Source organism: Halorubrum miltondacostae (genome assembly GCF_041379815.1).
Taxonomy (GTDB): Archaea; Halobacteriota; Halobacteria; order Halobacteriales; family Haloferacaceae; genus Halorubrum; species Halorubrum miltondacostae.
Genome location: NZ_JBEDNY010000001.1, coordinates 123,623 through 148,527, shown reverse-complemented (window position 1 = coordinate 148,527; position 24,905 = coordinate 123,623). Strand labels below are relative to the sequence as shown.

General features: G+C 67.3%; 25 protein-coding genes. 6 read left to right on the top strand and 19 right to left on the bottom strand.

Annotation, left to right across the window (positions count from 1 at the left end; genetic code table 11):
• Window positions 1-73: 73 nt before the first annotated feature.
• Window positions 74-946 (bottom strand): zinc metalloprotease HtpX, encoded by an 873-nt coding sequence (htpX, locus tag ABNG04_RS00740; RefSeq protein ID WP_371159182.1) that lies wholly within the window; start codon window positions 944-946, stop codon window positions 74-76.
• Window positions 947-1,077: 131 nt separating this feature from the next.
• On the opposite strand from htpX, the gene ABNG04_RS00735 reads away from it, so the two are divergent.
• Window positions 1,078-2,016, top strand: a complete 939-nt coding sequence (locus tag ABNG04_RS00735; protein ID WP_371159180.1) for an NAD-dependent epimerase/dehydratase family protein — start codon at window positions 1,078-1,080, stop codon at window positions 2,014-2,016.
• 49 nt (window positions 2,017-2,065) lie between these two features.
• Here the strand turns inward: ABNG04_RS00735 and arlJ are convergent, their stop codons facing one another.
• From arlJ to ABNG04_RS00685, 10 genes are all read right to left on the bottom strand, one after another.
• Complete coding sequence (gene arlJ / locus ABNG04_RS00730) at window positions 2,066-3,802, bottom strand: archaellar assembly protein ArlJ/FlaJ (protein WP_371159179.1); 1,737 nt, start codon at window positions 3,800-3,802, stop codon at window positions 2,066-2,068.
• Window positions 3,803-3,850: 48 nt separating this feature from the next.
• A complete protein-coding gene (gene flaI / locus ABNG04_RS00725) occupies window positions 3,851-5,524 on the bottom strand; it encodes an archaellum flagellar ATPase motor FlaI (RefSeq protein ID WP_371159177.1) in 1,674 nt (557 codons plus the stop codon).
• 68 nt (window positions 5,525-5,592) lie between these two features.
• Window positions 5,593-6,342 (bottom strand): archaellum protein ArlH, encoded by a 750-nt coding sequence (gene arlH / locus ABNG04_RS00720; protein WP_297886476.1) that lies wholly within the window; start codon window positions 6,340-6,342, stop codon window positions 5,593-5,595.
• Window position 6,343: 1 nt separating this feature from the next.
• Window positions 6,344-6,838 carry an archaellum stator protein ArlG gene (arlG, locus tag ABNG04_RS00715; protein WP_371159175.1) on the bottom strand — a complete coding sequence of 165 codons (495 nt, stop codon included), beginning with the start codon at window positions 6,836-6,838 and terminating at the stop codon, window positions 6,344-6,346.
• Window positions 6,839-7,312: an archaellum stator protein ArlF gene (gene arlF, locus ABNG04_RS00710; protein WP_371159173.1), complete on the bottom strand. Its 474-nt coding sequence runs from the start codon at window positions 7,310-7,312 to the stop codon at window positions 6,839-6,841.
• Window positions 7,302-9,200 (bottom strand): FlaD/FlaE family flagellar protein, encoded by a 1,899-nt coding sequence (locus ABNG04_RS00705; protein WP_371159171.1) that lies wholly within the window; start codon window positions 9,198-9,200, stop codon window positions 7,302-7,304. The genes arlF and ABNG04_RS00705 overlap by 11 nt, the downstream gene beginning before the upstream one ends.
• 150 nt (window positions 9,201-9,350) lie before the next feature.
• Window positions 9,351-9,932: a chemotaxis protein CheD gene (locus ABNG04_RS00700; protein WP_371159169.1), complete on the bottom strand. Its 582-nt coding sequence runs from the start codon at window positions 9,930-9,932 to the stop codon at window positions 9,351-9,353.
• Complete coding sequence (locus tag ABNG04_RS00695; protein WP_371159168.1) at window positions 9,929-11,119, bottom strand: chemotaxis protein CheC; 1,191 nt, start codon at window positions 11,117-11,119, stop codon at window positions 9,929-9,931. Before ABNG04_RS00695 ends, ABNG04_RS00700 begins: the two co-directional genes overlap by 4 nt.
• A complete protein-coding gene (gene cheY, locus ABNG04_RS00690) occupies window positions 11,119-11,475 on the bottom strand; it encodes a chemotaxis protein CheY (protein WP_371159166.1) in 357 nt (118 codons plus the stop codon). Before cheY ends, ABNG04_RS00695 begins: the two co-directional genes overlap by 1 nt.
• Window positions 11,476-11,653: 178 nt before the next feature.
• Window positions 11,654-13,996, bottom strand: a complete 2,343-nt coding sequence (locus ABNG04_RS00685) for a BGTF surface domain-containing protein (RefSeq protein WP_371159164.1) — start codon at window positions 13,994-13,996, stop codon at window positions 11,654-11,656.
• A 209-nt stretch (window positions 13,997-14,205) separates the two neighbouring features.
• Here ABNG04_RS00685 and ABNG04_RS00680 point away from each other — a divergent pair, with 209 nt between their 5' ends.
• Window positions 14,206-14,649 carry a zinc-ribbon domain-containing protein gene (locus tag ABNG04_RS00680; RefSeq protein WP_371159162.1) on the top strand — a complete coding sequence of 148 codons (444 nt, stop codon included), beginning with the start codon at window positions 14,206-14,208 and terminating at the stop codon, window positions 14,647-14,649.
• 35 nt (window positions 14,650-14,684) lie between these two features.
• Here the strand turns inward: ABNG04_RS00680 and ABNG04_RS00675 are convergent, their stop codons facing one another.
• The 7 genes from ABNG04_RS00675 to ABNG04_RS00645 form a co-directional block, all read right to left on the bottom strand.
• On the bottom strand, window positions 14,685-15,497 hold the full coding sequence (locus ABNG04_RS00675; protein WP_371159161.1) for a DUF7500 family protein: 813 nt from the start codon (window positions 15,495-15,497) through the stop codon (window positions 14,685-14,687).
• An 84-nt stretch (window positions 15,498-15,581) separates the two neighbouring features.
• Window positions 15,582-16,490: a flagellin gene (locus ABNG04_RS00670; RefSeq protein WP_371159159.1), complete on the bottom strand. Its 909-nt coding sequence runs from the start codon at window positions 16,488-16,490 to the stop codon at window positions 15,582-15,584.
• 1 nt (window position 16,491) lies between these two features.
• Window positions 16,492-17,103, bottom strand: coding sequence for a flagellin (locus tag ABNG04_RS00665; RefSeq protein ID WP_371159157.1), 612 nt, complete (start codon window positions 17,101-17,103; stop codon window positions 16,492-16,494).
• A gap of 168 nt (window positions 17,104-17,271) precedes the next feature.
• The gene (locus tag ABNG04_RS00660; RefSeq protein WP_371159155.1) at window positions 17,272-17,997 is read right to left on the bottom strand and encodes a flagellin; all 726 of its coding nucleotides are present in this window, start codon (window positions 17,995-17,997) and stop codon (window positions 17,272-17,274) included.
• Window position 17,998: 1 nt separating this feature from the next.
• Complete coding sequence (locus ABNG04_RS00655; protein ID WP_371159153.1) at window positions 17,999-18,610, bottom strand: flagellin; 612 nt, start codon at window positions 18,608-18,610, stop codon at window positions 17,999-18,001.
• A 314-nt stretch (window positions 18,611-18,924) separates the two neighbouring features.
• Window positions 18,925-19,512, bottom strand: coding sequence for an SHOCT domain-containing protein (locus tag ABNG04_RS00650; RefSeq protein WP_371159151.1), 588 nt, complete (start codon window positions 19,510-19,512; stop codon window positions 18,925-18,927).
• Between the two features lie 237 nt (window positions 19,513-19,749).
• The gene (locus tag ABNG04_RS00645; protein ID WP_297888897.1) at window positions 19,750-20,094 is read right to left on the bottom strand and encodes a hypothetical protein; all 345 of its coding nucleotides are present in this window, start codon (window positions 20,092-20,094) and stop codon (window positions 19,750-19,752) included.
• Between the two features lie 186 nt (window positions 20,095-20,280).
• On the opposite strand from ABNG04_RS00645, the gene ABNG04_RS00640 reads away from it, so the two are divergent.
• Entirely contained in the window at window positions 20,281-20,619 is a 339-nt protein-coding gene (locus ABNG04_RS00640) for a helix-turn-helix domain-containing protein (protein ID WP_004597591.1), read from the top strand.
• 17 nt (window positions 20,620-20,636) lie between these two features.
• Here the strand turns inward: ABNG04_RS00640 and ABNG04_RS00635 are convergent, their stop codons facing one another.
• The gene (locus ABNG04_RS00635) at window positions 20,637-21,368 is read right to left on the bottom strand and encodes an RAD55 family ATPase (protein ID WP_371159148.1); all 732 of its coding nucleotides are present in this window, start codon (window positions 21,366-21,368) and stop codon (window positions 20,637-20,639) included.
• Between the two features lie 144 nt (window positions 21,369-21,512).
• Between ABNG04_RS00635 and ABNG04_RS00630 the strand changes: the two genes are divergently transcribed.
• The 3 genes from ABNG04_RS00630 to ABNG04_RS00620 all read left to right on the top strand — a co-directional run bounded on the left by ABNG04_RS00630 (window position 21,513) and on the right by ABNG04_RS00620 (window position 24,820).
• A complete protein-coding gene (locus ABNG04_RS00630) occupies window positions 21,513-22,076 on the top strand; it encodes a HalX domain-containing protein (protein ID WP_371159146.1) in 564 nt (187 codons plus the stop codon).
• Between the two features lie 224 nt (window positions 22,077-22,300).
• Complete coding sequence (locus tag ABNG04_RS00625) at window positions 22,301-23,233, top strand: spondin domain-containing protein (RefSeq protein ID WP_371159144.1); 933 nt, start codon at window positions 22,301-22,303, stop codon at window positions 23,231-23,233.
• Between the two features lie 3 nt (window positions 23,234-23,236).
• On the top strand, window positions 23,237-24,820 hold the full coding sequence (locus ABNG04_RS00620; RefSeq protein WP_371159142.1) for a molybdopterin-dependent oxidoreductase: 1,584 nt from the start codon (window positions 23,237-23,239) through the stop codon (window positions 24,818-24,820).
• Window positions 24,821-24,905 lie beyond the last annotated feature (85 nt).

Here is a 24,905-nt window from a genome sequence, read left to right as displayed (position 1 = left end):
CGGCGGTGTTCATCACCGATCTGTTCTCAACAGTTCGTAACCGACTACCCGGAAAATCAGATGCGGCTCGGTATCAGGCCGTTTCCATCTCCTTTTCCAGTTCGCGGAGCCGCTCGATGCGGTTCTCCGTCGAGGGGTGCGTGGAGGCGATCTTCCCGACGAAGCCGGCCTTGATCGGGATGATGAAGAACGCGTTCATCTCCGCCTCCTCGCGGAGGTCCTCCTCCGGCACCCTGTCCATCCGCCCGTCGATGGTCATCAGCGCCGAGGCGAGCGCGCCGGGCTTCCCGGTGATGAGCGCCGCGCCGCGGTCGGCCGAGTACTCGCGGTACCGCGAGAGCGCGCGGATGAGCAGGAACGAGATCACCCACACCAGAAGCGACGCGACGATCGCCACGATGACGGGCGCGCCCTGCCGGTTGTCGCCGCCGAGCAGCCACCCCCACCGCACGATGAAGAACGCGATGGTCGAGAGGAACGACGCGATGGTCATCACCATCACGTCGCGGTTCTTGACGTGGGCGAGCTCGTGGGCGAGCACGCCGTCGAGCTCGTCCTCGTCGAGGCTGTCGAGCAGCCCAGTCGTCACCGCGACGGTGGCGTTCTTCTTGTTCCGGCCGGTCGCGAACGCGTTCGGGACGCGGGTGTTCGCGACCGCGACGGTCGGCTTCGGCAGGTCGGCCTGCTGGCTCAGCCGCTCGATCCGGCGGTGGAGGTCCGGGTACTCGTCGGGGTCGACCTCGCGGGCGCCCATGCTCCGCAGCGCGAGCTTGTCGCTGAAGAAGTACTGCGCGAGCGAGAACGCGCCGAACATTGCGAGCGTGAAGATGATCCCGACGTTGAACACCTCGATCAAGACGCCGATGAACACGACGTAGAGGGCAAAGAGGAGGAACATCGTGAACCCCATCCGTCCACGGAGTCCCCAGTCTGTCTTCCAGTCCATGCCTTTGAGTTACCGCTCGGCGCGTTAAAGCCTGCCGGAGCCGGGGATGCCGCGGCCGGGAACGCCTGCCCGCGGCGGGGCGATTCTCGTCGCAACGGTGCGTTTTTCTCCCGCGACGGCGACGCCGACGCATGGAGACAGTCCTCGTCACCGGCGGCCGCGGCGCGTCCGGGCGCTGGGTCGTCGACCGCCTCGCCGGCGACTACGAGGTCGTCGTCGTCGACTACGACCACCCCGGGCTCGACGTCGACCCCGCGCCGCATGTCTCGTTCCGCGCGGCCGACCTCGCCGAGCGCGACCAGGCCCTCGACGTCGTCGCCGCCGTCGACCCCGACGCGGTGGTCCACTGGGCGGCGATCCCAGTCGCCGGCACGCACCCGGAGGGCCGGGTGTTCGAGACGAACGCGCTCGCGGCGAAGCACGTCCTCGACGCGGCCGGCCGGGCGGACGCGCCGGTGGTCCAGGCCTCCAGCGACGGCGCGTACGGCTTCTTCTTCGCCGAGCCGACGCCGTTCCCGGACGAGCTGCCGGTCACCGAATCGCACCCGCTCCGCCCCGAGGACCCGTACGGGCTCTCGAAGGTGACCGCGGAGGCGGCGGCGGGCGCGGCCGCGCGCCGCCACGGCATCCCCGCGGTCTCGGTCCGTCCCTCGTGGATCCAGTACCCCAGCGCGTACGCCTGCCGCGCGGAGGAGTACGTGACCGACCTCGACGCCGGCGCGGGCAACTTCTGGTCGTACGTCGACGCCCGCGACGTCGCCGACCTCGTCACGGCCGCGCTCTCGGATCTCCTCGGAGCGAGTCCGGCCGTTGACCCGGGCACCCACGAGGCGGTCAACTGCGTCGCGGCCGACAACGCGCTCGGCCGACCCCTGCGCGACCTCCTACGCGAGTCGTACGGCGAGATCCCCGACGACTGCGCGGTCGACGAGGGCGCGTTCGACGCGCGCGACGACCGCGGCGCGTACGCGGTCGCGAAGGCGGCGCGGCTGTTCGGGTGGACGCCGTCGCGGTCGTGGCGCGACGCGGCCGACGAGGCGATCGCCGAGCCGACGCTGTTCGCGGAGTGATGGCACGACGGGAGTCGTGGCAGGCCCCGTCGGCGGCGATAGGCCCCCGTCAGATCGACAGGATCGCGTTGACGAGCGTCCGCGTCGCGATGGCGGTCACGGAGCCGAGCCACGTCAGGAGGACGAAGTGGATGTAGCCGTTCGCAGGGTTGCCGCCGTCGATCCGGCGGATCATCTGCGAGGAGAGCGCCGCGTTGAACAGCACGACGGTGAGCAGGAGGTACTCGATGAGCGGGATGTCGTAGGCGCCGGGATAGACGATCTGCCCGATGTCCATCTCCTCGAGCCCGAAGTCGGCTGTCAGGTCCGCCAGGATCGCGACGATCTCCAGCCCGATGAAGAAGGCGAACGTCGCGGCCGCCGTGATCCCGTACAGCAGCCCGATGAACGTCATCGCCGCCTGCCGGCGCTGCTCGCGGAGCTGGTTGACGGCGTTCATGTTCCGCGAGATCAGCTCGCCGAGCATCTTCGGGTCGCCGCCCATCCGCCGGCCGACGAGGTACATCTCGGAGAACTTCTGGATGAGGTACGAGCGCGAGTCACGCGTGAACGCCCGCCATGCGCCCTCGGTGCTGATCCGCATGTTGAGCCGGCGGTAGAGCCGCTCGATCGACTCCGATAGCTCGCCGAAGTTCTTGTCTCGCAGCGTCGTCAGCACGTCCGTGGTGGTCGACTGCTTTGCGCTCTCGGTCGCCCCCAGGGCGCGCACGAACGACGGGAACTCGCCGTCGCGGGCCGTGATCGCCTGCTCCTCGCTCCGGAGGACGACCCCGGTGATGATGAGCGGCGAGATGGGGACCGCGAGGTACAGCGGCAGCCGCACGTCGTCGATGAAGAAGAGGAGGCCGGGGAGCCCGGGGCCGTACCCGAACATCCCAGCGGCCGTGATCCCGATGGTGATAAAGGACAGCGCGCCCCCACCGATCAGCGACCCCCACAGCTTCAGGTCGCCGGGGGCCCGCTCGTTGGGGTGGTACCAGATCGGGTCGTACGGCGAGGTCGCGCGGATCATCGCGTAGAAGCCGAGCTGGACGAAGACGAAAAGGACGATGACGGCCGCGACCGTCGCGGTCGGGTCGTTGCCGGTGAGGATCGGGAGGACGACGGCGAAGACGAGGGCGAACGTCATCGAGAGGATCATCGACATGTACAGGTCCTTCATCACCTCTAGGTTCGAGAGCGCGGACTCGTAGCGGGTCTCGTACTGCGCGAGCATCACGTCCTGCTCGGAGACGAGGAACTCCTCGAGCGACTGCCCCGCGCCCATCGTGTAGCCGAGGCGGTCGAAGAAGTCGGCCATCGCGTCGGAGGGGACCTCCTGTGCGCGCCGCCGACACGCGTCGTCGAGGCTCTGGTTCCACGTGTCGACGAGGTGGACGACGCGACCGATCTCCTCGGCGGCGACGCCGTATTCCTTCTCCTTCGCCAGCGTCCGGAACACCTCCATCCGGTCGATGTTCGTCGTCGACAGCACCGTCATGTGCGTCATCACGAGGTGGAGCTGGTTGTCGATCTTCGTCTCCAGACTGGAGAGATAGATCTTCGGGTAGATGACGGCCGCGAACAGCACGAGCCCGCCGAACAGCGGGATCGGCACCCGGGCGGCGAAGGGGAGCGGCAGCACGACCAAGCCGACGACGCTGCCGAGGAACACGAACAGGGCCGGCACAAGCACGAGGCCGACGTACTTCCGCTTGGAGATGTCGAGCTGGTCGTACGACTCCATCACCTCCGAGGTCAGCTTGGCGGCCGTCGCGAGCCCGTCGCCCATCTGTTTCACGGCCATCGTCAGCGCCCCTCTGTCGCAGTCATGCGGTGCTCGCCTCCATCGCGGTCACCTCGTGTTGCGGTGCATGTCGAAGGGGAGCCCCTCGACGCCGTCGCGCTGGAAGGAGTTGATCGCGTCGTTGACCTCGTGGTAGCCGAGGATTCCCTCCTGGATCATCCGCTCGATCAGCTCCGCGCGGAAGTCGAGATCGTCGTAGATGTCGCGGGTGTCGGCGTAGCCGAGCAGCGTCGCGATCTGCTCTTCTAACACGTAGGAGTTGTTCATCCCTTGGAAGACGATCTCGTCTTCCACGGGGTCCCAGCTGAACACCTCGCGGGTGACGACCCCCTCCATCTCCTTGGAGTACCCCTCGATCTCCTGGACGCTCGTCACGCGCCGCAGGACTTGGTCGCCCTGCTTCACCCGGTTCTGGAACAGCGCCACGTCGGCGTTGTCCATGAACGTCTCCGGGACGTTGATCGGCTCGGAGGTGAACCGCTGGATCATCGAGACGATGTCGGACGCGTGGAACGTCAGCATGACGGGGTGGCCGGTCTGGGCCGCCTGGAACGCCATGCGCCCCTCGGCGCCACGGACCTCGCCCACGATGATGTAGTCAGGGCGCGACCGCAGCGCGGCCGCGACGAGGTCGAACATGTCCACGTCGGTGGACCCCTCGTCGCCCCCCTCGCGGGTCAGCAGCTGCTGCCAGGTGTTGTGCGGCGGAATGACCTCGGCGGTGTCCTCCGCCGTGTATATCTTCGAGTCGTCCGGGATGTACGAGAGGATGGCGTTCAGCGTCGTCGTCTTCCCGGACGCCGTCTCGCCGACCACGAACACCGTCTGCTCGTTCTCCAGACAGAGCCAGAGGTACGCCGCCAGCTGCGGCGAGAGGGTTCCCCAGTTGGTGATCTGATTGATCGACAGCGGCACCTCGTCGCCCTGCCGGATCGTGAGCGAGGACCCCTTCAGCGAGACGTCGTCGGAGTAGATGATGTTGATACGCGACCCGTCCGGCAGCGTGGAGTCGACGATGGGGTCGGAGTCGGAGAGGGGGTCGCCCATCCGCTCGCCCATGTTGCGCAGCCAGTTGTCGAACTCCTGGGGCGTGCCAAAGTCGACGGTCGTCTCCAGCATGCCGTACGTGCCGTGGTCGACGTGGCACTCCTTGGGGCCGATGACGTGAATGTCCTCGTTGGCCGGGTCGCGCATGATCGGTTCGAGGGGCCCGAGCCCGACGATGTCGCGGTTGAGCCGGTAGCGAATGTTCTCGTAGGTCTCCTCCGTGACGGAGAGCTTCCCCATGTTCAGGACCTTCGAGAGGTTGCCGCGCAGTCCGCCGTTCTGCTCGTCGATGTGCGTGACCTCCTCTAACAGCTCCTCGATGAGGTCGTCGTACTCGGCCTCGTTGTCCGGGGCGGTGTGCTGGCCGCTCACGGTGAGGAGCCGGTTTTTCACCTCGTTGAGGATCTCCGCCTGCGGCCCGGAGAGCTCCGGCTCGATGGCGTAGTACTTCGTGTCCTGCCCGAGGTCGCCGTAGATGTGGCTGTAGATGGGGCCGCCGACCGGGTAGATGACGTTCGGCCGGTTGGACTCGTACTCGCTTTTGGGCTCCTCGATGAACTGCGGGAACTCCCCCGTGATCTGTTTGAACTCGCGGAGGTGCTCCCGGAGGTGCGGCCGGCGCATGGCGGCCTTTCGGAGCTCTTCGGACGGTTGTGCGGTGCCGTGTTCGGTCATTGCTCACTCCGTATTGGGTTGGTCGCGGTCCGCCCGCCCGGACCGACTGTGCGGCTGCTGGTCATGTGCTAGGCGACGCTCCGGCTCTCGATGACGATTCCGGTTCCGGACCGCACCGAGAACCCGATCGTGTCGCCGACCTGTTCGCCCATGCCCGCGAACCGCTTCACGTTGATCTGCCGGCGGATGTCGTTGCCGACCTCGATCATCTCCAGTTCGAGGAACACGTCGGCGATGGAGCGGAACGGTCCAATCGCCTCGTCGTCGACCGCCGAGGGGTCGACCGTGAGCACCACCACCTTCCCCTGCGAGATGATCTCGCGGAAGAAGGAGATGATCTCCAGGGCGGCCTGCCGCTCCTCGTTCTTCCGGACGAGCGCCTCGAAGGTGGGGTCGTTCCGGAAGATGGCGTCGAACGTGTCGAGGAAGACGACGTCGGAGTTCCACATCGCCTCGGCGTTCATCAGGCGCTTGAGCAGCTCCTTGCGCTCGCCGTCACCGTCGGAGAACGCGCCGCCGGAATCGAAGTCGGCGTGGAGGAAGAGCAGCTCCTCCTGGAGGAGCGGCTTCACCATGTCGTACTCCAGCGAGTGCATCTGGTCGATGAACCCGCGGACGGTGAGCTCCGTCGACATCATCGTCACCGACGCGCCCTCCTCGACGAGCCCGTAGGCGAACCGCTGGGAGATGGCGCTCTTGCCGGCCCCGTAGTCGCCCTCCATGAGGACGATGCTGCCGCGGGGAATGCCGCCGCCCAGCTCCTTGTTGAGTCGGTCCCGTTCGCCGAGGCCGAGCGAGAGGAGGTTGTCGTGAGGCATCTCAGTTACCCCCCTCCACGCGGAACTGGAACAGCTCCTCGTCGCCGTTCACCGAGAGGAACACCCGGTGGTCGCCGTCGGCGAGGCCGCTGTCCCCGTCGATCTGGTTGGTGTTGATCGTGAGCCGAAGCACGTCGCCGCGGCTCCACGCGTTCGCGCCGTCGACGGAGACCAGTTCTCCCGAGATCGCGTTCGGCCGGACGTACGCGCCGTCGAAGACCACGTCGAGGTCCGAACCGTCGGGCGCGAGCCGATACGTGCCGGTGTTCTTTATCAACAGCGTCACGTTCTGGTCGCCGCTCGCGTTGTACACCCCCGCGCTGGCGTCCGAGATGATCGTCACGTCGGTCCGAAGCTGCTCGGTCGCGTCCAAGCCCGCGTCGTCGACGGCCGCGCTCACGCGGTCGACGCCCGTGGTGATCGTGCCGACGACGCCGGCGGCGATGACCAGGCTCGCGATGAACAGGATCAGGTGAGAGACGGGGACGCTGGCCATCTACGCGCTCACCTCCGTCACGGTAGCGGCGTCGCGGACGCCGGACTCGACGACGAGGACGACGCGCGTCCCGTTCTCGATGGTCGTCCCCGTGTCGCCCTGTGCGACCCGCACGGTGAGCGTCTCGTCGCCGAGCCAGAGCGCGGTGTCGCCGTCGCCGTCGACGGTCGTGGTCGCGTTCCGGCCGCCCACGTCGACGTACTCGTTGCCGACGACGAGCGTCGCGTCGTCGGCGACGAGCCCGATCGACCCCTCGTTCGTGGCGGTGACGGTGAGGTTGTCGGTGGTAGTGTTGTAGGTCGCGTTCGTCACGACGAAGTCGGTGTTCTGCCGCTCGAGCGCGCGCTCGTTGATGCCGTGTTGCGCGTCGGAGACGCGGTCGAGCCCGTTGGCGGCCACGGGGTAGAACGTCGTGAACGCGAAGAACAGCCCCGCGACGATGATGGCCGTGGACGCGGAGACGCTAACGCCCATCTCCCCACCCTCCGTCGGCCGGATCGGCGCGGTCGGAACGGGGATTCGGGTCGTTCATCGGTCGCGTCGAGCCGTTCCGGTCGCGCCGGTCGTCGCGTCGGTCCGCGTCGGTCCCGCGGGCCGCGTCGCCGCGCTCCGTCGCCTCGTGGTCCGCGCCGTTCGTTCGCCGCTCGCGCTCGTCGGGGGCGTCGCGCCGGCCCGACGAGTCGTGGCCGTTCCGACGCGGCTCGGGGCGCTCCGACCGACCGTTGCGCCCGTTCCGTCCGTTGCGACCGGTCTCCGCGCGCCCGCCGCGACGGCCGCCGCGGCGACCGCGGACCGGCCCGCCGCCGACGATCGAGCCGCCGGCGAGGTCGTCCCAGCGGTCGAGGAGGACCGTGTGGCTGCTGGTCCCGTTGAGCTGGGTCACGTACCGCAGGCTGCGGGTGTGGTGCTCGCGGACGAGCCGGTCGGTGCCCGGCCGGTCGACGAGGTTGCGGTCGATCGTACCGAACCCGGAGAGGAAGTCCCGGAGCCGCGCGGCGGCGTCGGGACCGACCCACTCGATCCGCTCGTAGTAGTTGATGGCGCGCACCGCGTCGGTGACGTCGCTCTCGGAGACGAGGAACTCCAGCCACTCCATCACGAGGAGGTCGCCGACGTAGTCGCCGGGGAGCTCGGTGAGGTACGGCTTGCCGCGGCCGCTGCTCCCCGAGAGGTCGTCCTGGCCGACGTACTCGAAGCCGCCGGAGGCCTCGGCGGGGTCGCCGCCGGGCTGCCGATCGGGCGCGGGCTCCGGATCGGCCGCGCCCGCCGGCTCGGGATCGGCGGGCTCGTCGAACCCGGTGCCGTCGTCTCCGACGCCGCCGAGGTCGTCGTCGCCGAAGCCGTCGTCGGCCTCGCCGAACGAGTCGGTTTCGTCTGCGGGGTCGTCGAACGAGTCGTCCCCGTCGTCGAACGGGTCGTCGTCCGCGGCGTCGTCGCCCTCCTCGGCCCAGTCGGCCTCCCCGGAGTCGTACTCTTCTTTCAGTTCGCTGAAGCTCTTTCCGTCGTCGTTCATATCGTCTCCGTCGTCCGCCGTTTCGGTCTCGGACGCGGCGTCGTCCGTGTTGTCGTCATCTAGTTCCTCGAAGTCGTCGTCGAGGTCGTCGAACCCGTCATCGTCGTCGAGATCCTCGTCGAGGTCGTCGAAGCCACCGTCGTCGAGGTCGTCGAACTCGTCGTCGCCCTCGAACTCGTCCGCCTCCGCCTCTTCCTCCTCGTCGAGGAGGTCGTCGTCGAAGAAGCCGTCCGCGTCGGCGTTCGCGACGTCCTCGTCGAGGTCCTCCTCCTCGCCGCCGTCCTCGTCGTCGAAGATGCCGAACGACCCCTCGCCGCCGCCGGCGACGCTGTCGAAACCGCCGGAGTCGTCGACAAAGGGGTTGATGCCGCGGGTGACCATCTCGTAGATGTCGAGGAGGTTTCGGACGTCCTCCTCGATGTCGTCGACGGCGTTCGAGATCTCCTCGTTCTCCGAGCGGACCGTCGAGACGGTCGAGGAGAGCGAGGCGACCTCGTTCTCGAGCTCGTCGAGTCGGTTCTCGAGCTCGTCGGTGGCCGCGCCGCCGCCACCGCCGCCACCGCCGTCGTCGAACTCGTCGTCCCACTCGTCCATACCGTCGAAGTCGTCGAAGCCGTCGCCGCCGCCACCGCCACCGCCGCCCATGCCGCCGCCCATCCCTCCGCCGCCACCGCCGCCACCCATGTCGCCGCCGAAGGGGTCGTTATCGCCGTCCATGCCACCGGAACCGTCGTCGTCGGATCCGTCGTCGTCGAGGAACCTGTCGAGGACGCTCGCACCGACGAGCCCCAGCGTGGCGACTGCCCAGGCGGCGGTTGGAGCTCCCCACACCGGTAGTTCGAGGCCCATTACCGTGTACGACCCGCAGAGCACACTTCAATTCACCCCTCAAAATATCAACCGTGAGAAAACACGCCACGGGACGGAGATCGGCCGTGGTCCGAATCGGGATGAGAGAGGGCCGGCCAGCGAAGCGTCCCCCGAACGAGCTCCCGAGCGTCAGATCGCCCGTTCGAAGCCGTCCGCGGCGCGGATGACGAGCCGGCCGTCCGGATCGAACCTGACCGTCCGTCCCACGGTATCGCCGACGTCGCTGGCGACGATCGGGACGCCGACGCTGTCGAGCACTTCACCGACCCGTTCGACGTTCCGCGGGCCGACCGCATCGGTGAGGTCGAGCATCTCGGCCCCGCCGGCGACGCGCGCCTCTAGGCGGCGGGGGTCCGCGCCGGCGTCGTCGAGCGCGCCGATCAGCGTGTCGACGCCGGTGTCGACGTACTTCGCGGGCCGCGAGGCGGCGGTCGACCGTCCCTCGCCCGTGGGCAGCATGGCGTGGAGGAGCCCGCGGACGCCCGCTCGCTCGTCCACGAGCGCGACCGCAACGCAGGAGCCCAGCCCGCTGGTCGTCAGGACCGCCTCGTCGCTCGTGACCGCGAGTTCGCCAACGCCGACCTTGATGCGCCCGCGGTCGTCCGCGGCCGACCCGCCGGTGACGGTCGTGGGGTCGGCGTCGGTGACCGCGTCGCTCCCCGTTGACGTCGCCGGATCGTCCGGTCGATCGTCAGGAAGCGAGCGGGTCACGACTCCGAGAGTCGGTCGAGCGCCCGGGCCAGTTCGCGCTCGTCGGGGAGCGCGTACACGTCGCAGCGCGCCTGGATCCCCTCCGTCTGTATCGCGGTGTCGATCACGAACCCGTAGTCCTGCCGCTGGCTGAGCTTCGCGACGAGCGGACTGATCGTCGACGCGCCGATGTCGTGGACGAACTCCGGCGGGGAGTGGGTGATCGTCGTACCGAGCACGTTCGCCCACCCGTCGATGAACCCGCTCGTCATCACGTTGCCGAGCTCGCAGAGCGCGTTCTGGGCCATCTCGCCCAGCGGCTCGTCCGTCTCCATCGGGAGCATCGCGTCGGCGACGGCCGCCGCCGAGGACTCCTCGAAGAGGATGGCGAGGTAGCCGCTCGGCTCGCCCTGTAGCTCGAACACCGTCCCCGCGTGGGGCTCGGTCCCGACCTCCGCCGGCACGTCCGCGAGCGGCACGAATCGGAGCCGGCTCACGTCGACGCTCGTCTCCAGCCCAGTCATCATCGCGATGTTGTCGGCGGCGTTGGCCGACCCCCGCTTCGCGAGCGACGAGAACGTCGACAGCGACTCGTAGGGGACCGCCGTGCTCGTCGTGCCGCCGTCCGCCTCGCCGCCGGCCGTCACCGCGGGCGCGGTCTTCCCGACGATGAGGTCGCGGAAGGGGCCCGAGTCGGGAAGCATGTAGATCGAGAAGTCGAGGTCGGTCGTCGTCGCGTCGAGGCGGCTCTCGAAGAGGAACACGCCGTCGCCGGCGAGCGCGCCGTCCGGCAGCACCGCCGCGCCGTCCGCCTCGAAGTAGCGCGGCGGCGACATGTCGATCGCTTTGCCGAGGTAGTTCGCCCACCCGTCGAGGAAGCCGCCGAGCGCGATGTTCCCGACCTCCGTCACCGCGCTGCGCTCCATCGACTGCCCGCCGGGGAGCAGCGAGAGCAGGGCGTCGGCGTTGACGGCGTCGAACGCGAGGACCGCCTCACCGTCCAGCCCGCCCCGGAGGCCGACGCTCACGCCGATCGACTCCCGCCCCGCGAACGACTCTGCGAGGTCTTCGCCGCTGGCGACGCTCGCGCCCGTCACCTCCACGGCCAGGTCGGTCCCGGTCAGGTCCGAGAGCGCGCCGGCGGCCTGTTTCGCCCCCCGTTCCGCGAGGCGGTTACAGGCGCCGAGCGCGCGGACGTCGACGCGCATTATACCGCCGATCCGATGGCGTCGAGCACGTTCGGCTTCTGGAACGGCTTCGTGATGTATCCCTCCGCGCCGGCCTTGATGGCCGCTTTCATCTTCTCCTCTTGCCCGACGCTGGTGCACATGATCACCGTCGCGTTGGGGTTCTCCTCGAGGATCTCCGTCGTCGCCTCGATCCCGTCGCGGATCGGCATCACGATGTCCATCATCACGAGGTCCGGCCCGTGCTCTTCGTACATGTTGACCGCCTCCACGCCGTTCTCCGCCTCCCCGACGATCTCGAACTCGCCCTCGAGGATCTCCCGGAGGAGGTTCCGCATGAACTCCGAGTCGTCGGCGATGAGTACCCGCGTAGCCATTGTTGTCTGAAGGGGGGCACAGCGACCACTTAATCGCTCGCCCGCGGTTCTCAGCGCTGAGAATGGAGCGGCGAGCCGGTTCGGCGGTCGAACGCTCGAAGCGGGCGCTCGCCTCGCGGTCGCGGACGATCGGAAGAATCGCGAGTCGGCGGGGCGCACCGCCGAGCGGTGACGGGGGTTAGACCCAGTGACCGAGGAGGTGGATGGCCCCGACGAGGACGGTCCCGCCGAACGCCTCGCGGGTCCCGAACGGGAGCGGGATCATCCCCACGCTGTCGGACTCGCCGTCGGCGGGCGTCTCGTCCGCGGGCGCGCTGCCGTTCGTCGTCTCGTCAGAGTTCCCTCCGGCGTCGGAACTCTCGTTGGTATCGGACGTGTTCCCGGTGTCAGTCTCCGACCCGTCCGTCTCGGACATCTCGGACGTCGTGCTGTTGCCGTCGGTGTCGGCCGCCTCGTCGCCGCTCACCTCGCCGCCGTCGGTGCCGGACGGGTCGTCGTCGTCGATCGTCGTCGTCGCCGGGTCGGCCTCGACGACGAGGGTGCCGCCGTGGGTATCGTCGTCGAGTCGGAGCGTGAAGGAGTACGTGCCGGGGTCGAGGTCGGGGGTCACGGACGCGAAGTCGTACGTCCGGGACTCGCCCGGCTCGAGGCGGACGCCCCACGAACCTCCGGTGCTCTCGTTGTCGACCGTGAGGGTGAGTTCGCCTTCGTCCGTGATACCGCCGGCGTTGCGCGTCGTGGCGCGGATCGACGACAGGTTCTCGCCCTCGGTGACGGTGACGTTCGCGGGCGCGTCCTCGATCACCAGCTCGTCCGGATTGTCGGCGTCGCCGACGACGATGACCGTCCGGCTGTCCCGGAGCGTCGACCCCTCGTACAGTTCGTAGTTCAGCTGGGTGCCCGGTTCGGTGCCGTTGAGAGCCGCGTCGACTGAGAAGTTCCCGTCGCCCATGTCGAGCGACGCTTTCGTTCGGAAGGGCGCGTCGGCGGCGTCGTTGACGAACGTCGCCGACAACTCGCGCACCGGCAGCAGCGACGTCGTCCCCGTGACCTGTCCGTCCTCGGCCTCAACGAGGAGTTCTCCGTCCTCGGTGACGTGGTCGTACCGGAGGTAGCGCTCGCGGACCGTGAACGACGCGTTAGCGCGCGCCGTCCCGTCAGCCGTCTCCCAGTACGGGAACTGCGCCGAGGCGTCGTCTGCGGTGTCAAACGCGGCGGGCGGCTCCGCGCCGTCTGCGAACGAGTACCGTTGTCCTTCCACCCCTTCGAGCGCGAACTCGACGGCGAACTCGTCGCCGGGCTCGACATCTTCGGTGAAGTGGTCGCCGTCGCTCGTGTCGACCACGAGGTAGAACCGCCCCGGCGCGTCTGTGGTCTCGAGCTCCGTCGCCTCGGCCGGAATGAGTTTGACGTCCGCCGGGTCGGCGCGCGAGAGGTCGATTTCCGCCGGCTGTCGGTTCCGACCGGGGTTCGTCTCGCGCACCCGAAGCGACACCCCCTCCTCGGCCGTCAGCAGGTCGTCAAGCACCCGGTGATCGATCGGCTCGCCCGGCTCGATCGGGTCGTCGGCGAAGTGCGACAGCGCCCCCCAGATACCCGTAGCCTCGAACCCGAGGACGATCCGGTTCCCCTTCGTCACCGCGGTCCGGTCCAGTCCGTTCGTTCGGAGCGCGCCGAGCGACTCGGTCTCGGCGTCGTCGTCGGGGGCGCTCGGGTCGATGCTGGTGAACACCTCGATCTCGTCGTGGAACGCCGGCTTCTCTAACAGGAGGTCCGCCTGGTCCGCGCTCTCCGTCGGCGTCACAACGCCGGCGTCGTCCACGACGAACGTTCCGTTGGTGATCGCGAGCCGGTACCGCTGCGGGACGAGGGGACGGGCGAGCCCGCCCGCGCCGGTGGCACTCGGGAGGCCGCTGAGCTTCTCGGCGACGGTGTTCCCGTCTTCGTCGACGAACTCCAAGTCGCACGACGTGTTCTCGCGGCTACAGCTGTTCACGTTGGTCGCGTCGGTGCCGAGCGTCCGCGTGTTGATCGTCACTTCGCTCGCCCCGGAGATTTTGAGAACGTCCACGAATCCGACGGGCTGGCCCGTGTCAGTGAGTCGGTTCCCGCCCACGAGGAGGTACACGTCACCGTTCGAGTTGTCGGCAGTGTATCTGATCTCGACTGGGTCACCTGCGACGCCGGTGTACGTCGACCGGGAGAAGCCGCCACTGACCTCAGGGCGGTCGTCGGAACCGACCGAGCCGGAAGCCTCAATGGCTGCGGGTTCTGACGCACCGGCGTCGAGAGACGGAGCGGCCGGGGTGACCGACACGCCCGCCGCGGCCGGGACGGTCGCGACGACGCCGCCGAGCGCGACGAGGAGCGTGAGCCCGATCACGCTCGCCTGGAACGCCGACAGCCCGATCAGCGCCGCTCGCCCCCCATCGTCGTCGCCGGAGCCGACCGTGTGGTCGCCGTCGGTCGCCGTCGAGCGGGTCGTGGTGGTGTCGGTGGCGTCGTCGTGTTCCATCGTCATGGGGGCGTGTTCAACGGGGGCGGGCCGACTCGCGGCCCGCGGTCTGTTGACGACGACTCGGCGGGTCACCGACTAAAGCGTACGCACCCGATTATCAGGGCATGTAACGGGAGTCGAAGTGAACGGGCCAAAAACCAGTGAATCGCCCGACGCGAGCGGAGTCCTCGGTCCGAAGAATTAAGCCCGGCCGCCACCCGATCCACGCCAACATGCCATCGTGTCCCCGCTGTGACGCTCCGGTCGGCGACGAGGCGCGGTACTGCGCGCAGTGCGGCGCCCCGCAGACGGAGGACGCGGCCGAGGAGTTAGACGAGTACGTCCAGCGACAGGCGGAGCAGATCGGCGGGGGTGGCGGATCGGGAGGCGGAGAGTCGAACGTGAGCGACGCGTTCCCGTCGACCGAGGAGCTGACGGACCGCGAACAGCTCTGGCGGCGGGGGTCATACGTCCTCGGGTACGGGACGATCGTCGTCGCGCTCACACGGGTTCCGGCCGCGGAGTCATGGCCGCTGCTCCTCGGGGGGATCGCGATCCTCCCGCCGATTCGCCGGCTCACCGCCGAGCCGCTCGGCAGTCCGCTGAAACGCGAGGTGATGGCGGGGATCTACGCGGTGTTCGCGCTGATCGGGATCGCGTTGTTCTTCTTCCTGTAAGAAGCGTCGACCCGTCCGAAACAGAATCCGCGAGATCAGTCGATCCGGAAGCCGCCCGCGTCCTCGGCGGCACGCACTAAGTCACCGATGCTGTCGCTCGCGGAGAGTCCCTGACTCGCCGCGAACCGCTTGATCATCACCGGCGGGAGGTCGACAGTGGTCTCCGAGGCCGCGAGCAGCAGGCCGATCGCCTCCGGCGTGGGCGAGCTCGGGCCGGCGTTCGACGCGAACCACGAGATGAGCGTGTCGAACGTCGCCGTCACGTCGTTCGACACCATCCGCTGGCGGGTGGTGTCGCCGTTCGCGTGGAGCGTCGCGTCGATGCCGTACTCGAAGCCGTCGCCGTCGAAGGAGTTCGCCAGCCACCGGCTCACCGCCTGCCTGTCGACGGCGTTCCCGCCGCCTCCGGCTCCGGAGCGCTGTGGCCCGCCGCCAGGCGCGGCGTTCGGCGGAGGTTGGCCGCCGCCCGGCTGGCCGCCGCCGCGTCCGTGTCCCGCAGCCTGCTCGCCGCCGGGCTGTCCGCCCGCAGCGCCGCCTCTCGACGCTTGGTCGTTCGCGGGGCGGCCGCGCTCGCCGACGCCGGGGCCGGCGGCGCTCGCCCGCGGGTCGTCACCGGCGGGACGACGTTCGTCAGGATTCGCCGGGTCGGCCGCGGTGAAGCCGGAGTCGTCGTCGGGCGGCGCGCGGCGCTGGCCGCGAGACCGCCGGACGTTGGGACGGCCGTTCGTCCCGACGACGTAGCGACCCTCCCCGATCTCGACGACGCTCTCGTCGTCGGTGAAGTCGAGCTCCTCCGGATCGGCCGGCATTGCGTCCGCGTCGTTCGGCGGGGGATCATGGTCACTCATGGGTCGTGATAGCGCACGCCGTAAAATAGGTGTTGCGGGCGGCCGAGCCGCCGAGGTTGTGGTTACCGCGCTGTTCGAGGCTCGTTAGAGCCGGACTGCTTCGCCCTGTTTGCTGAACAGGTCCGGAGCGCTCAGTTCGACAGACGTCGTCGCGCCGGACGGCGAGACGATGTCGAGAGTCGCAGAGTCACTCTGTCCAAACTTATCGTTTGTGTTGTCAGTGTTCGAGAGTGCCCCGGCTCCGGGATTAAGCAGGATCTGGTACTGCGAGCCATCGGAAATAACCGGACTCTTCTGAAGAGTTCCGTCTTGGCGTACGGTGAACTGATTGGCGCTAAGATCTGAGACGCCACTGACAACGACAGTAACAGTCTCGCTGTCCAGCACGTTTCCGCTCCCGTCGCGGAGTTCGACAGTCAGCGTTTCCTCAATTGAAGGATCGACGTTGCTGAAGGAAATGGTCTGTGAACCTGCAGCCGCTGAAGTAGTATCCTCGTTGGATCCGTCGGTCACTGCGACTGTTGAGCCGTCACTGAGAGTACCAGTTTCGATGCTAATATCTGTCGCACCGCTTGCGACCTCCGGGGGCGCTGAGATCTCATCTTCTCCGGGACTCCCAGTAGAACTGTCGACGCTACCGCCGGCAACGAAGACCAAGTTCTCTTGGCCACCAGGCCCCACCGCCTGAATCGTCGTTTCGCTTAGGTCGATTTGATCAGCACCAGGCGCGCCAGTACTGGTCAGCCGAACCTCGTCCAATTCGACGGTGTTACTTGACGAGACAATTCCGACTGAGCTGGTGACTTCAATCCGCTCGGAAACCAAGTCCGTACTCTCTTGCCCGGTCGCTTCTGCCTGTGACTGGAGGAACCCGGCCGTGTTGATCAGGACGCCGGCGGCGATCGCCGCCACCAGCACCATCGCGATGAACACGATGAGCGTCCCGATCCCCACCTGACCGCGCTCTTCCTCGTTGAGTATCATTTCAAACATTTTACAGCCTCACTGATTCGCTAACCACCGTGCTCGGAACACGGATCTCAGTCGTCGTCGTCGCGCCAGAGGCAGTGGTGAAGGTCACCGACAACGAGTCGCCCTCCTCAAGCACGTATGCGCTGTCACCGGCGTTGTTGTCGACGCTACTGCTTGTAGCGTCAAGTCCGATCGTAATCTGGGCGCGATCACTGTTGTCAGTGAAGACAACCGCGTTACTGCCCTTGAACATGTCAATGTCCGTGCCGTCGGTCCCGCCGTCACTCAACGAGAAGGTCTCCTGACCGCTCTCCCCGACGAGTTCGACCGACGTTTCGCTCAGATCAATGTTGTCTGCTCCAGGTGACTGAGCGAGCACAAAGTCCAGCTCAACGATTTGCCCGTTTCCGACACCGCTGTCGAAAGTTCCAGATTGGCTCACTACCTGAAGCCGGTCGCTTACTTGCGCTGTGCTTTCCTGCCCCGTTGCTTCCGCCTGTGTCTGGAGGAAGCCGGCTGTGTTGATCAGGACGCCGGCGGCGATTGCCGCCACCAGCACCATCGCGATGAACACGATGAGGGTCCCGATCCCCACTTGCCCGCGCTCTTCCTCGTTCAGTATGGTTTCGAACATTGTGTGTTGATGCCCTCAAATACGGTCTTTCGGGCTCTGTTTTGTCTGAGTAGGAAGTTAGTGATAAGAATCACTCCCAAATTATCTCACTCGATAGATAGAGGTTCGATAATAAAGCGGCCAATTGTGAACAAAAACGTAGAGCCGGTGCCGAGTGTGTACTAACTATTACAGCCGGACGGCTTCGCCGTCGGTGTTGAACAGGTCAGGTGCACGTAGCTCAACACTGGTTGTTGCGCCTGCAGGTGAGACTATCTCGACCGAAGACTCATCGCTTTGGCCGAAGACAGCATTGTCGTCACCGTGGGCGAACGTGTAACTGCCACCGTCGTAGACACCAGAAGACGTGTCCGTACCATCTAGGTCCCCGAATGGTTCTGCTGCCGGGTTGACGACAATAGTGTACTGCTCATCTTCGCTGATCACAGCTTGGCTACCGTCCTGTAGTGTTCCGTCTTTCAGGACTGCGAACTCGCCCTTATCAATCCTTGTAGCGTAATTATCTGTATTTGGATCGATAGTAGTTGAGCCATCCGCTTCCCGAGTCGTGAAGACGAGATTTGCCTGCCCGTTGGGTCCAACGGCCTGAATCGTTGTTTCGCTCAGGTCGATCTGATCAGCGCCAGGTGCGCCGGTGACAGTGAGTTTGATAGATTCTAACTCACCGTCCGATTCACTGCCCACGATGCCGACAGGACTGGTGACTTCGATCCGTTCGGAAACCAAGTCAGTACTCTCTTGCCCGGTCGATTCTGCCTGTGACTGGAGGAAGCCGGCCGTGTTGATCAGGACGCCGGCGGCGATCGCCGCTACCAGCACCATCGCGATGAACACGATGAGAGTCCCGATTCCCACTTGACCGCGCTCTTCCTCGTCCAATATAGTTTCAAACATTTTACAGCCTCACTGAGTCGTTGACAACCGTGCTCGGAACACGGATCTCGGTCGTCGTCGTCGCACCGGAGGCAGTGGTGAACGTTACCGATAGCGAGTCGCCCTCCTCGAGCACGTACGCGCTGTCACCGGCGTTGTTGTCGACGCTACTGCTTGTAGCGTCAAGTCCGATCGTAATCTGGGCGCGATCACTGTTGTCAGTGAAGACAACCGCGTTACTGCCCTTGAACATGTCAATGTCCGTGCCGTCGGTCCCGCCGTCACTCAACGAGAAGGTCTCCTGACCGCTCTCCCCGACGAGTTCGACCGACGTTTCGCTCAGGTCAATGTTGTCTGCCCCGGGTGACTGGGCGAGCACGAAGTCCAGCTGGACAATCTGTCCGTTTCCGACACCACTGTCGAAAGTCCCGGATTGACTCACCACCTGAAGCCGGTCACTCACTTGCGCTGTGCTTTCTTGTCCCGTTGCCTCTGCCTGTGTCTGGAGGAAGCCAGCCGTGTTGATCAGAACGCCGGCGGCGATCGCTGCCACCAGCACCATCGCGATGAACACGATGAGCGTCCCAATCCCCACCTGACCGCGCTCTTCCTCATCCAGTATAGTCTCGAACATTGGCTGTGTTGCGTTGGCCCCCGGCCTGCCCGGCGGGCGTTATCGTGGACGATGGGGATTTCCTACTTAAGATCACGTACCCGGTTATCCACATTGATAAACATTTCACGTCATGCGGTTTCGGAGTTATTTTGAGCAGTTTAATTACAGAATATATCAACGATTTCGCAGAGCGGGTATCAGATCTGGATATGGGACAGAATACCGACACCGAGGGTCTGCGTCGCGAATTCGGTGTGCGGGCGAGTAGCTATCTGATTGAGAACACGGTCGTTCGATGGAGCGGGAAAGTCGGCGGGAGATGAAGAGGAAACCTAGCGCTCGCGGGCGGGCGAGGCTGATGTGGTCGACTCGGAGCGAGCGTCGTCCTCAGAGCGGTCGCGGTCGTCGGTGGCGGCCATCAGCCGATCGAGCCGACGCTCGAACTCGGCATCAGTGAGTTCGCCCTCGACGTAGCGGTGTTTGAGCCGTTCGACCGGAGACGCGGTCGCCTCGGGGTCCGTGTCCGCCCGCGACGCGCGGTCCGCGGCGATCCGGTCGGCGAGGTAGCCGCCGAGTGCGCCGCTGCCGACGACGTACGCCGCGCCGAACAGGGTGAGTGCGAGGACGCCGACGGTCGCCGCGGGCGACACCGCGGCGGCGACCCAGATCGCGAAGAACGTCAGGGGCAGCGACAGCAACGCGACCAGCGCGCCCGTCGCCGCGCCGATCCGTGGGCCGCGGGCGGTCGCGGACTCATCGGTCCAGCTTGCCACGCCGGCGCCGACCGCGGGCGCGATCAGGCCGACGACGGGCAGGACGCTCACGAGCACCGTGACCCCCGCTCCGACGCCGGCGCGCGCGACGAGGTCCGAGAGGCGCGCGACCGTCGAGCGGCCGCCGGGAGAGTCGGCGTGGCTCATCGGCGGCGGTCCGAACGTGGCGGCGATGGGGCGGGTCGGTACGTCCCGGGAGCGAGCCGCGAGCGTGGCGTTTCGCGCCCGTCTCGGCAGCGGTCTGACATGGAAAAATCTACGAGACGCGCGCGCAAAAGCGCGTCGGGGGAGGGGGTGTGTCGAGGGCAGTTTGGCGGCCGCGACCGTGGCGAGAACGCTCTGACGGGGCCGTGCCCGCTCGCCGATACGGCGCGCGTCGCGCCGTCAGTCGCCGCGGTCGCGCAGCCGCGACAGCTCCGACTCCGGGATCACGAACTCCTGCGTGCCGGGTTCATAGACGGCGAGGCTGCCGGCGACGAGCGCCATCGACGCCGCGAGCAGACCGCTGTTGACCAGGAGCAGCCCCTCGGCGTTGGCGAAGCCGGTCCAGAAGGCGGCCGCGGGCGTCGCCACCGCCGCGACGACGACGAGCCCGAACCCGACCGCCAGATACGCCATCGCCGTGCGGCCGGACGACCGGTACGCCGCGATCGCGAACGCGACGAGCGTCGCGCTCGCACCAGCCACTACGGTGGTCGTCATCAGGTACAACCCCTCGATGAGCTCCATACCCACTCTGTACGAACAGCGGTGATAAACCCACGGGGGCGGGTATCAGCGCCGATAACACGACGCGATCGCGCGGCGGCCGAAACGGCGGCGGGACGCGCGCCGAACGCCGGACGGAGAGGATCCGTCGACGCGTACAATCACCGGTACGCTTATAAGAGATAAAAATCAATATCGATAACGTGAATGGTGGGGGACGACCTGATTACCGTACTCGGTAACAAATACAACACGGACATTCTGACGGCGACGGGCGACGCGAAGTCGGCGCAGGATCTCAGCGACCAATTGGACGTCCCGATCGCCACGTGTTATCGCCGGATCAATGAACTGGAGGAGGCGGACCTCCTCGAGCTCCACGACCGCCCGCTCTCGGACGAGCATCGGCGCGTGAAGGTGTACCGCCGGAAGGTCGACGGGGTCGAGGTCGACTTCCGCGACGGCCTCACCGTTGAGGTCGAGGAGCGGTCGGCGGTGAAGAACCGGCTCGACGACGTCTGGCGCGACCTCTCGTCGCGCGAGTAGTCGACGTCTCCGCGGCGTCAGAAGGACGGCTGGTCGTCGGAGCCGCCCATCATCGAGAAGCCGCCGGCGCGCTCGTGGACCGTGATCCCTCTCTGCCCGATCTCCATCGGGAAGATGTCGGTGTCGATGTCCTGTTTCCGCATCTTCGCCACCCAGACGTACCGGTTGACGCCGGAGTCGGTCGGCGTCTGGATGAAGTAGATGTTCCCGTCGGTGAGGAAGTTCTCCAAGCCCACCTCGGTGTCGGGGAAGACGGCCCCCTGCTCGTTGATGAGCAGCGAGGTGAGCCCGTTCGCCTTGAGGATATCCGAGAACTTCAGCAGGTAGGTGCGCTTCTCCTGTTCGGCGTCGAAGAAGAGCTGGAACATCGACAGCGAGTCGAGGACGAGGCGGTCGAAGTCTCCGTCCTCGACGGTGTCGAGCAGGCGGTCGACCGCGGTCGAGAAGTCGGTCTCACGGAGCATCTCGCGTTTGTCCAGGATGACGATGTCACCGTCGTCGACCATCTCGTCGAACCCCTCGAAGCCGACGGACTCGGCGGCCCCGCGGATGTCGGCCTCGTCCTCCTCAAAGGAGACGTACACGCCGCGCTCGTCGTGTTCGGAGACGCCGTGATGGAGGTACTGGATGCCGAAGATACTCTTCCCGGTGCCCGGGTTTCCGGAGACGAGGACCGTCGACCGCTGGGTGATGCCGCCGGTGAGAATGGAGTCGAGCCCCTCGACCCCGGTGGAGACGAGTTCTGACATTCGTTTCTCCCTTGGCGGCCGGAGTATATAAAAGACGGTTCAGTACGTCGGGCGAACGGACGCCGACAGTTTTATCTCTCGACATACCCCCCATTTGTGTATGCCCGGTGAAGCGTGTCCGGTCGCTCCCGGCGGTGGTCGACGGTGAGCGACCCGTCGATACTCGTCGTGGAGGACGAGCCAGACATCGCGGCGCTGTACGCCGGCTTCCTCGAGGAGCGCTACACCGTCGACGTCGCCGAGACCGCCACCGATGCGATCGATCGGGTCGACCCCGACCTCGACGTGGTGCTCCTCGACCGCCGACTCCCCGACGGGAGCGGCGACGACGTTCTCGAACACATCCGCGAGGCGGAGTACGACTGCCGCGTGGCCATGGTCACCGCGGTCGAGCCCGACTTCGACATCATCGACATGGGGTTCGACCTCTACCTCACCAAGCCGGTGAGCCGCTCGAAGCTGCTCGCCGCCATCGACACGCTCCTGACGCGGAGCGAGTACGACGACCTCGTCCAGGAGGCCGCCGCGCTCGCCAGCAAACGCGCCGTGTTGAGCTCGCAGAAGCCGGCCGCCCAGCGCGAGGGCAACGAGGCGTACGCCGAGCTCGTCGAGCGCTTGGAGGACTTGGGCGCCGACATCGACGACCTCGGAGAGTCGCTGTCGACCGACGACTACCGCGCGATGTTCCGCGACCTCGGCGAGGCCTAAGCCGCCCACCGCTCTTTCCGCTGCTCGCTCGAACCCTCGAGCCAGCCTGCTGCCGCTCTTACCGATACCGAGCTCCGCTGCTCGTCCGGGCAACGGCCGGTCAGAGAATCCCTCGACGGCGTCCGAATCTCGGACGAAGTTTGAACGGATGCTGCCCCGACTCCGCACAAAATCTGTCCGATAGTTGAGAAATGTATATCCCGGTCATCGCCCTCGTCGGGAACATGACGCACCGAAACACGCGGCGGCGGTTCTTGGCGACGAGCGGCGGACTCGTGACGCTGGCGCTCGCCGGCTGCGCGGGCGACGGCGGAACGGGTGACGAGGGCGAGATGGACGACGGGGATGAAATGAACGGTGACGACGGAATGAACGGTGACGACGGAATGGACGGCGACGACGGGATGGATGGAGACAACGGGACGGACGACGACGAGATGGGCGACGACGACGGGATGATGCAGTCCGCTACCATCCGAGTCCGGATCGAGAACGTCGCGCCCGCGGATTTCTACTCGACGGACGGGCCGACGAACGGCGCGATTTGGATCACGCCGGGCGCGTACGCGGTCCACGAAGACGAGAATCCGATCTACGAGCTCGGCGAGTCGGCCTCGATCGGCCTCGAAGCGCTCGCGGAGGCGGGCCCGCCGACCGGCTTCGAGGGGGAAGACGGGCTCGTCGACGAGCTCGGCGAGTCGGCGCCCGTGGCCCACTCGGGGGCGTATACGCCGCCCGACACCGTCGCAGACCCGAACGATCCGACCGGCGAGGTCCCGGGGGCCCCGCCGATCGCGCCCGGCGGCGCGTTCGAGTTCGAGGTCGACGTCTCGCCCGGCCACCGGCTCTCGTTCGCGTCGATGTTCGTCCCATCGAACGATGTGTTCGTCTCGACGGACGAAGCGGGGATCGAGCTCTGGCCGGAAGACGGCGACCCGGTCGAGGGTGACGTCACCGACGCCGCGGCGCTGTTCGACGCGGGGACGGAGCCGAACGCGGAGCCGCCGGGAGCCGGCCCGGACCAAGCCCCCGCGCAGGACTCGCCCGATCAAGGCGCAGACGAGGACGGGGTCGTACGCCGGCTGAGCGAGGTCGACGACGGCCACGAGTACCCGGCGGTCGGGGACGTAGTTCAAGTGACCATAACCCCCACATAGCGTATGAGCAACGGTACCAACTGTCGAGACGCGCTCCTCGCGGGGGCGGCCGGCGGGGCCGCAGTCGCGGGGTCGTACCTCGCGACGGGGTGGACGCCCTCGTTCGTCGTGCGGCCGATCGACCAGACCATCGTGAACCTGACCCCCGGACCGATCGTGACGTTCGCGATCGCGACGTTCGGCGACGCTGGCCACCTGATCCACATCGCCATGGCGGTCGCGACAGCCGTCGGGCTGTTCGGCGCGGTCGCGTTCGCGGGCCTACGGCTCGCCGCGCGCACCGACCGTCGAGCGACCGCGGCGGCCGTCGCCGGCGGCGGGGCGTGGCTTCTCGCGGCGGCGCTGACCGGGGTCTCAATCGGCGCGCTCGGCGCGGCACTCCCCGCGGCGGCGGTCGCCGGAGTCGGCTGGTTGCCCGCGTGGGCCGGTCGATCGAGCGCCGGCGACGACGCGTCGCTGTCCCCGTCGGAGTCCGACCCGGACGGCTCCGACGTGGCTGAGGAGGGGAGCCCCGATGGAACGAGTCGGCTCCCGGCGGGCTTCGACGCGGTGCGCCGCCGGACGCTCGGCGTCGTCGCGGGGGCGCTCGGGTTCGTCGTCGCGGCGGCCGGCGGCCGGCGGCTGTTCGTCGGGGGGGACGACCCGCTCGCCGACGCGCCGCGCTCCGAGGGCGCCGCCGCCCGGCTCCAGGAGCTCGACACCGCCGGGCTGGCGTTCGAGAGCGACGACCTCCACGACATGGTGAGCCCGATCGGGGAGTTCTACAACGTCGACATCGCGGAGTTCGACCCGGAGGTCACCGCGGCCGAGTGGTCGCTGACGTTCACCGGCGAGACGGAGACCGACCGGACGGTCTCCTTCGACGAGCTGATCGATCAGCCCGTCGAACACCGCGCGATCACGCTGCGGTGCGTGGGCGAGGACCTGAACGGCCGCAAGCTGGACAACGCCGTCTGGACCGGAACGCCGATCCGGCCGCTCCTCGAGTCCGTCGACCCGCAGGGCGAGTGCGACTGCGCGATGCTGCGCGGCGAGGACGGCTACTACGTCCAGTTCCCGGTCGACGTGCTCGCCGAGGGGTTCCTCGCGTGGGGAATGAACGGCAAAGAGCTCCCCTCGGGCCACGGGCACCCCGTCAGGGTGCTGATCCCGGGCCACTGGGGCGAGACGAACGTGAAGTGGCTCTCGGAGATCGAGCTCCTCAGCGTCGAGGACGACGGCTACTGGGAGGAGCGCGGCTGGGAGGGGACCGGCGAGGTGAAGACGGTCGCCAAGCTCTGGGACGAGGGGATCACCGAACTCGGCGACGGACGGATCGAACTGGCCGGCCACGCCTACGCCGGGACCCGCGGCATCGAGCGCGTGGAGGTGTCGACCGACGGCGGCGACTCGTGGACCGACGCCAGCCTCTCCGACCCGCTGCCCGACGCGGACGTCTGGCGGCAGTGGCGGCACGTCTTCGAGCCGAACGGGGAACACGAGGTCGTCGTCCGCGCCACCGACGGGACGGGGACGCTCCAGTCGAGCGAGGAGTCGGGCTCCGTCCCGAGCGGCGCGTCGGGGTGGGTCCGCCGGACGGTCGGCTGACGTGGTCGCCGCGCTCGGTGCGTCCGGCGGGCCCGACTCCGGGCGAAACGACTTTCATTACGTACCGGACACACCAGTACGTTAG

Excerpts from the sequence above, each read along its gene's own strand:
- htpX (WP_371159182.1), bottom strand. The coding sequence starts at position 946 with ATGGACTGGAAGACAGACTGGGGACTCCGTGGACGGATGGGGTTCACG.
- ABNG04_RS00735 (WP_371159180.1), top strand. The coding sequence starts at position 1,078 with ATGGAGACAGTCCTCGTCACCGGCGGCCGCGGCGCGTCCGGGCGCTGG.
- arlJ (WP_371159179.1), bottom strand. The coding sequence starts at position 3,802 with ATGGCCGTGAAACAGATGGGCGACGGGCTCGCGACGGCCGCCAAGCTG.
- flaI (WP_371159177.1), bottom strand. The coding sequence starts at position 5,524 with ATGACCGAACACGGCACCGCACAACCGTCCGAAGAGCTCCGAAAGGCC.
- arlH (WP_297886476.1), bottom strand. The coding sequence starts at position 6,342 with ATGCCTCACGACAACCTCCTCTCGCTCGGCCTCGGCGAACGGGACCGA.
- arlG (WP_371159175.1), bottom strand. The coding sequence starts at position 6,838 with ATGGCCAGCGTCCCCGTCTCTCACCTGATCCTGTTCATCGCGAGCCTG.
- arlF (WP_371159173.1), bottom strand. The coding sequence starts at position 7,312 with ATGGGCGTTAGCGTCTCCGCGTCCACGGCCATCATCGTCGCGGGGCTG.
- ABNG04_RS00705 (WP_371159171.1), bottom strand. The coding sequence starts at position 9,200 with ATGGGCCTCGAACTACCGGTGTGGGGAGCTCCAACCGCCGCCTGGGCA.
- ABNG04_RS00695 (WP_371159168.1), bottom strand. The coding sequence starts at position 11,119 with ATGCGCGTCGACGTCCGCGCGCTCGGCGCCTGTAACCGCCTCGCGGAA.
- cheY (WP_371159166.1), bottom strand. The coding sequence starts at position 11,475 with ATGGCTACGCGGGTACTCATCGCCGACGACTCGGAGTTCATGCGGAAC.
- ABNG04_RS00685 (WP_371159164.1), bottom strand. The coding sequence starts at position 13,996 with ATGACGATGGAACACGACGACGCCACCGACACCACCACGACCCGCTCG.
- ABNG04_RS00680 (WP_371159162.1), top strand. The coding sequence starts at position 14,206 with ATGCCATCGTGTCCCCGCTGTGACGCTCCGGTCGGCGACGAGGCGCGG.
- ABNG04_RS00675 (WP_371159161.1), bottom strand. The coding sequence starts at position 15,497 with ATGAGTGACCATGATCCCCCGCCGAACGACGCGGACGCAATGCCGGCC.
- ABNG04_RS00670 (WP_371159159.1), bottom strand. The coding sequence starts at position 16,490 with ATGTTTGAAATGATACTCAACGAGGAAGAGCGCGGTCAGGTGGGGATC.
- ABNG04_RS00665 (WP_371159157.1), bottom strand. The coding sequence starts at position 17,103 with ATGTTCGAAACCATACTGAACGAGGAAGAGCGCGGGCAAGTGGGGATC.
- ABNG04_RS00660 (WP_371159155.1), bottom strand. The coding sequence starts at position 17,997 with ATGTTTGAAACTATATTGGACGAGGAAGAGCGCGGTCAAGTGGGAATC.
- ABNG04_RS00655 (WP_371159153.1), bottom strand. The coding sequence starts at position 18,610 with ATGTTCGAGACTATACTGGATGAGGAAGAGCGCGGTCAGGTGGGGATT.
- ABNG04_RS00650 (WP_371159151.1), bottom strand. The coding sequence starts at position 19,512 with ATGAGCCACGCCGACTCTCCCGGCGGCCGCTCGACGGTCGCGCGCCTC.
- ABNG04_RS00645 (WP_297888897.1), bottom strand. The coding sequence starts at position 20,094 with ATGGAGCTCATCGAGGGGTTGTACCTGATGACGACCACCGTAGTGGCT.
- ABNG04_RS00640 (WP_004597591.1), top strand. The coding sequence starts at position 20,281 with ATGGTGGGGGACGACCTGATTACCGTACTCGGTAACAAATACAACACG.
- ABNG04_RS00635 (WP_371159148.1), bottom strand. The coding sequence starts at position 21,368 with ATGTCAGAACTCGTCTCCACCGGGGTCGAGGGGCTCGACTCCATTCTC.
- ABNG04_RS00625 (WP_371159144.1), top strand. The coding sequence starts at position 22,301 with ATGACGCACCGAAACACGCGGCGGCGGTTCTTGGCGACGAGCGGCGGA.
- ABNG04_RS00620 (WP_371159142.1), top strand. The coding sequence starts at position 23,237 with ATGAGCAACGGTACCAACTGTCGAGACGCGCTCCTCGCGGGGGCGGCC.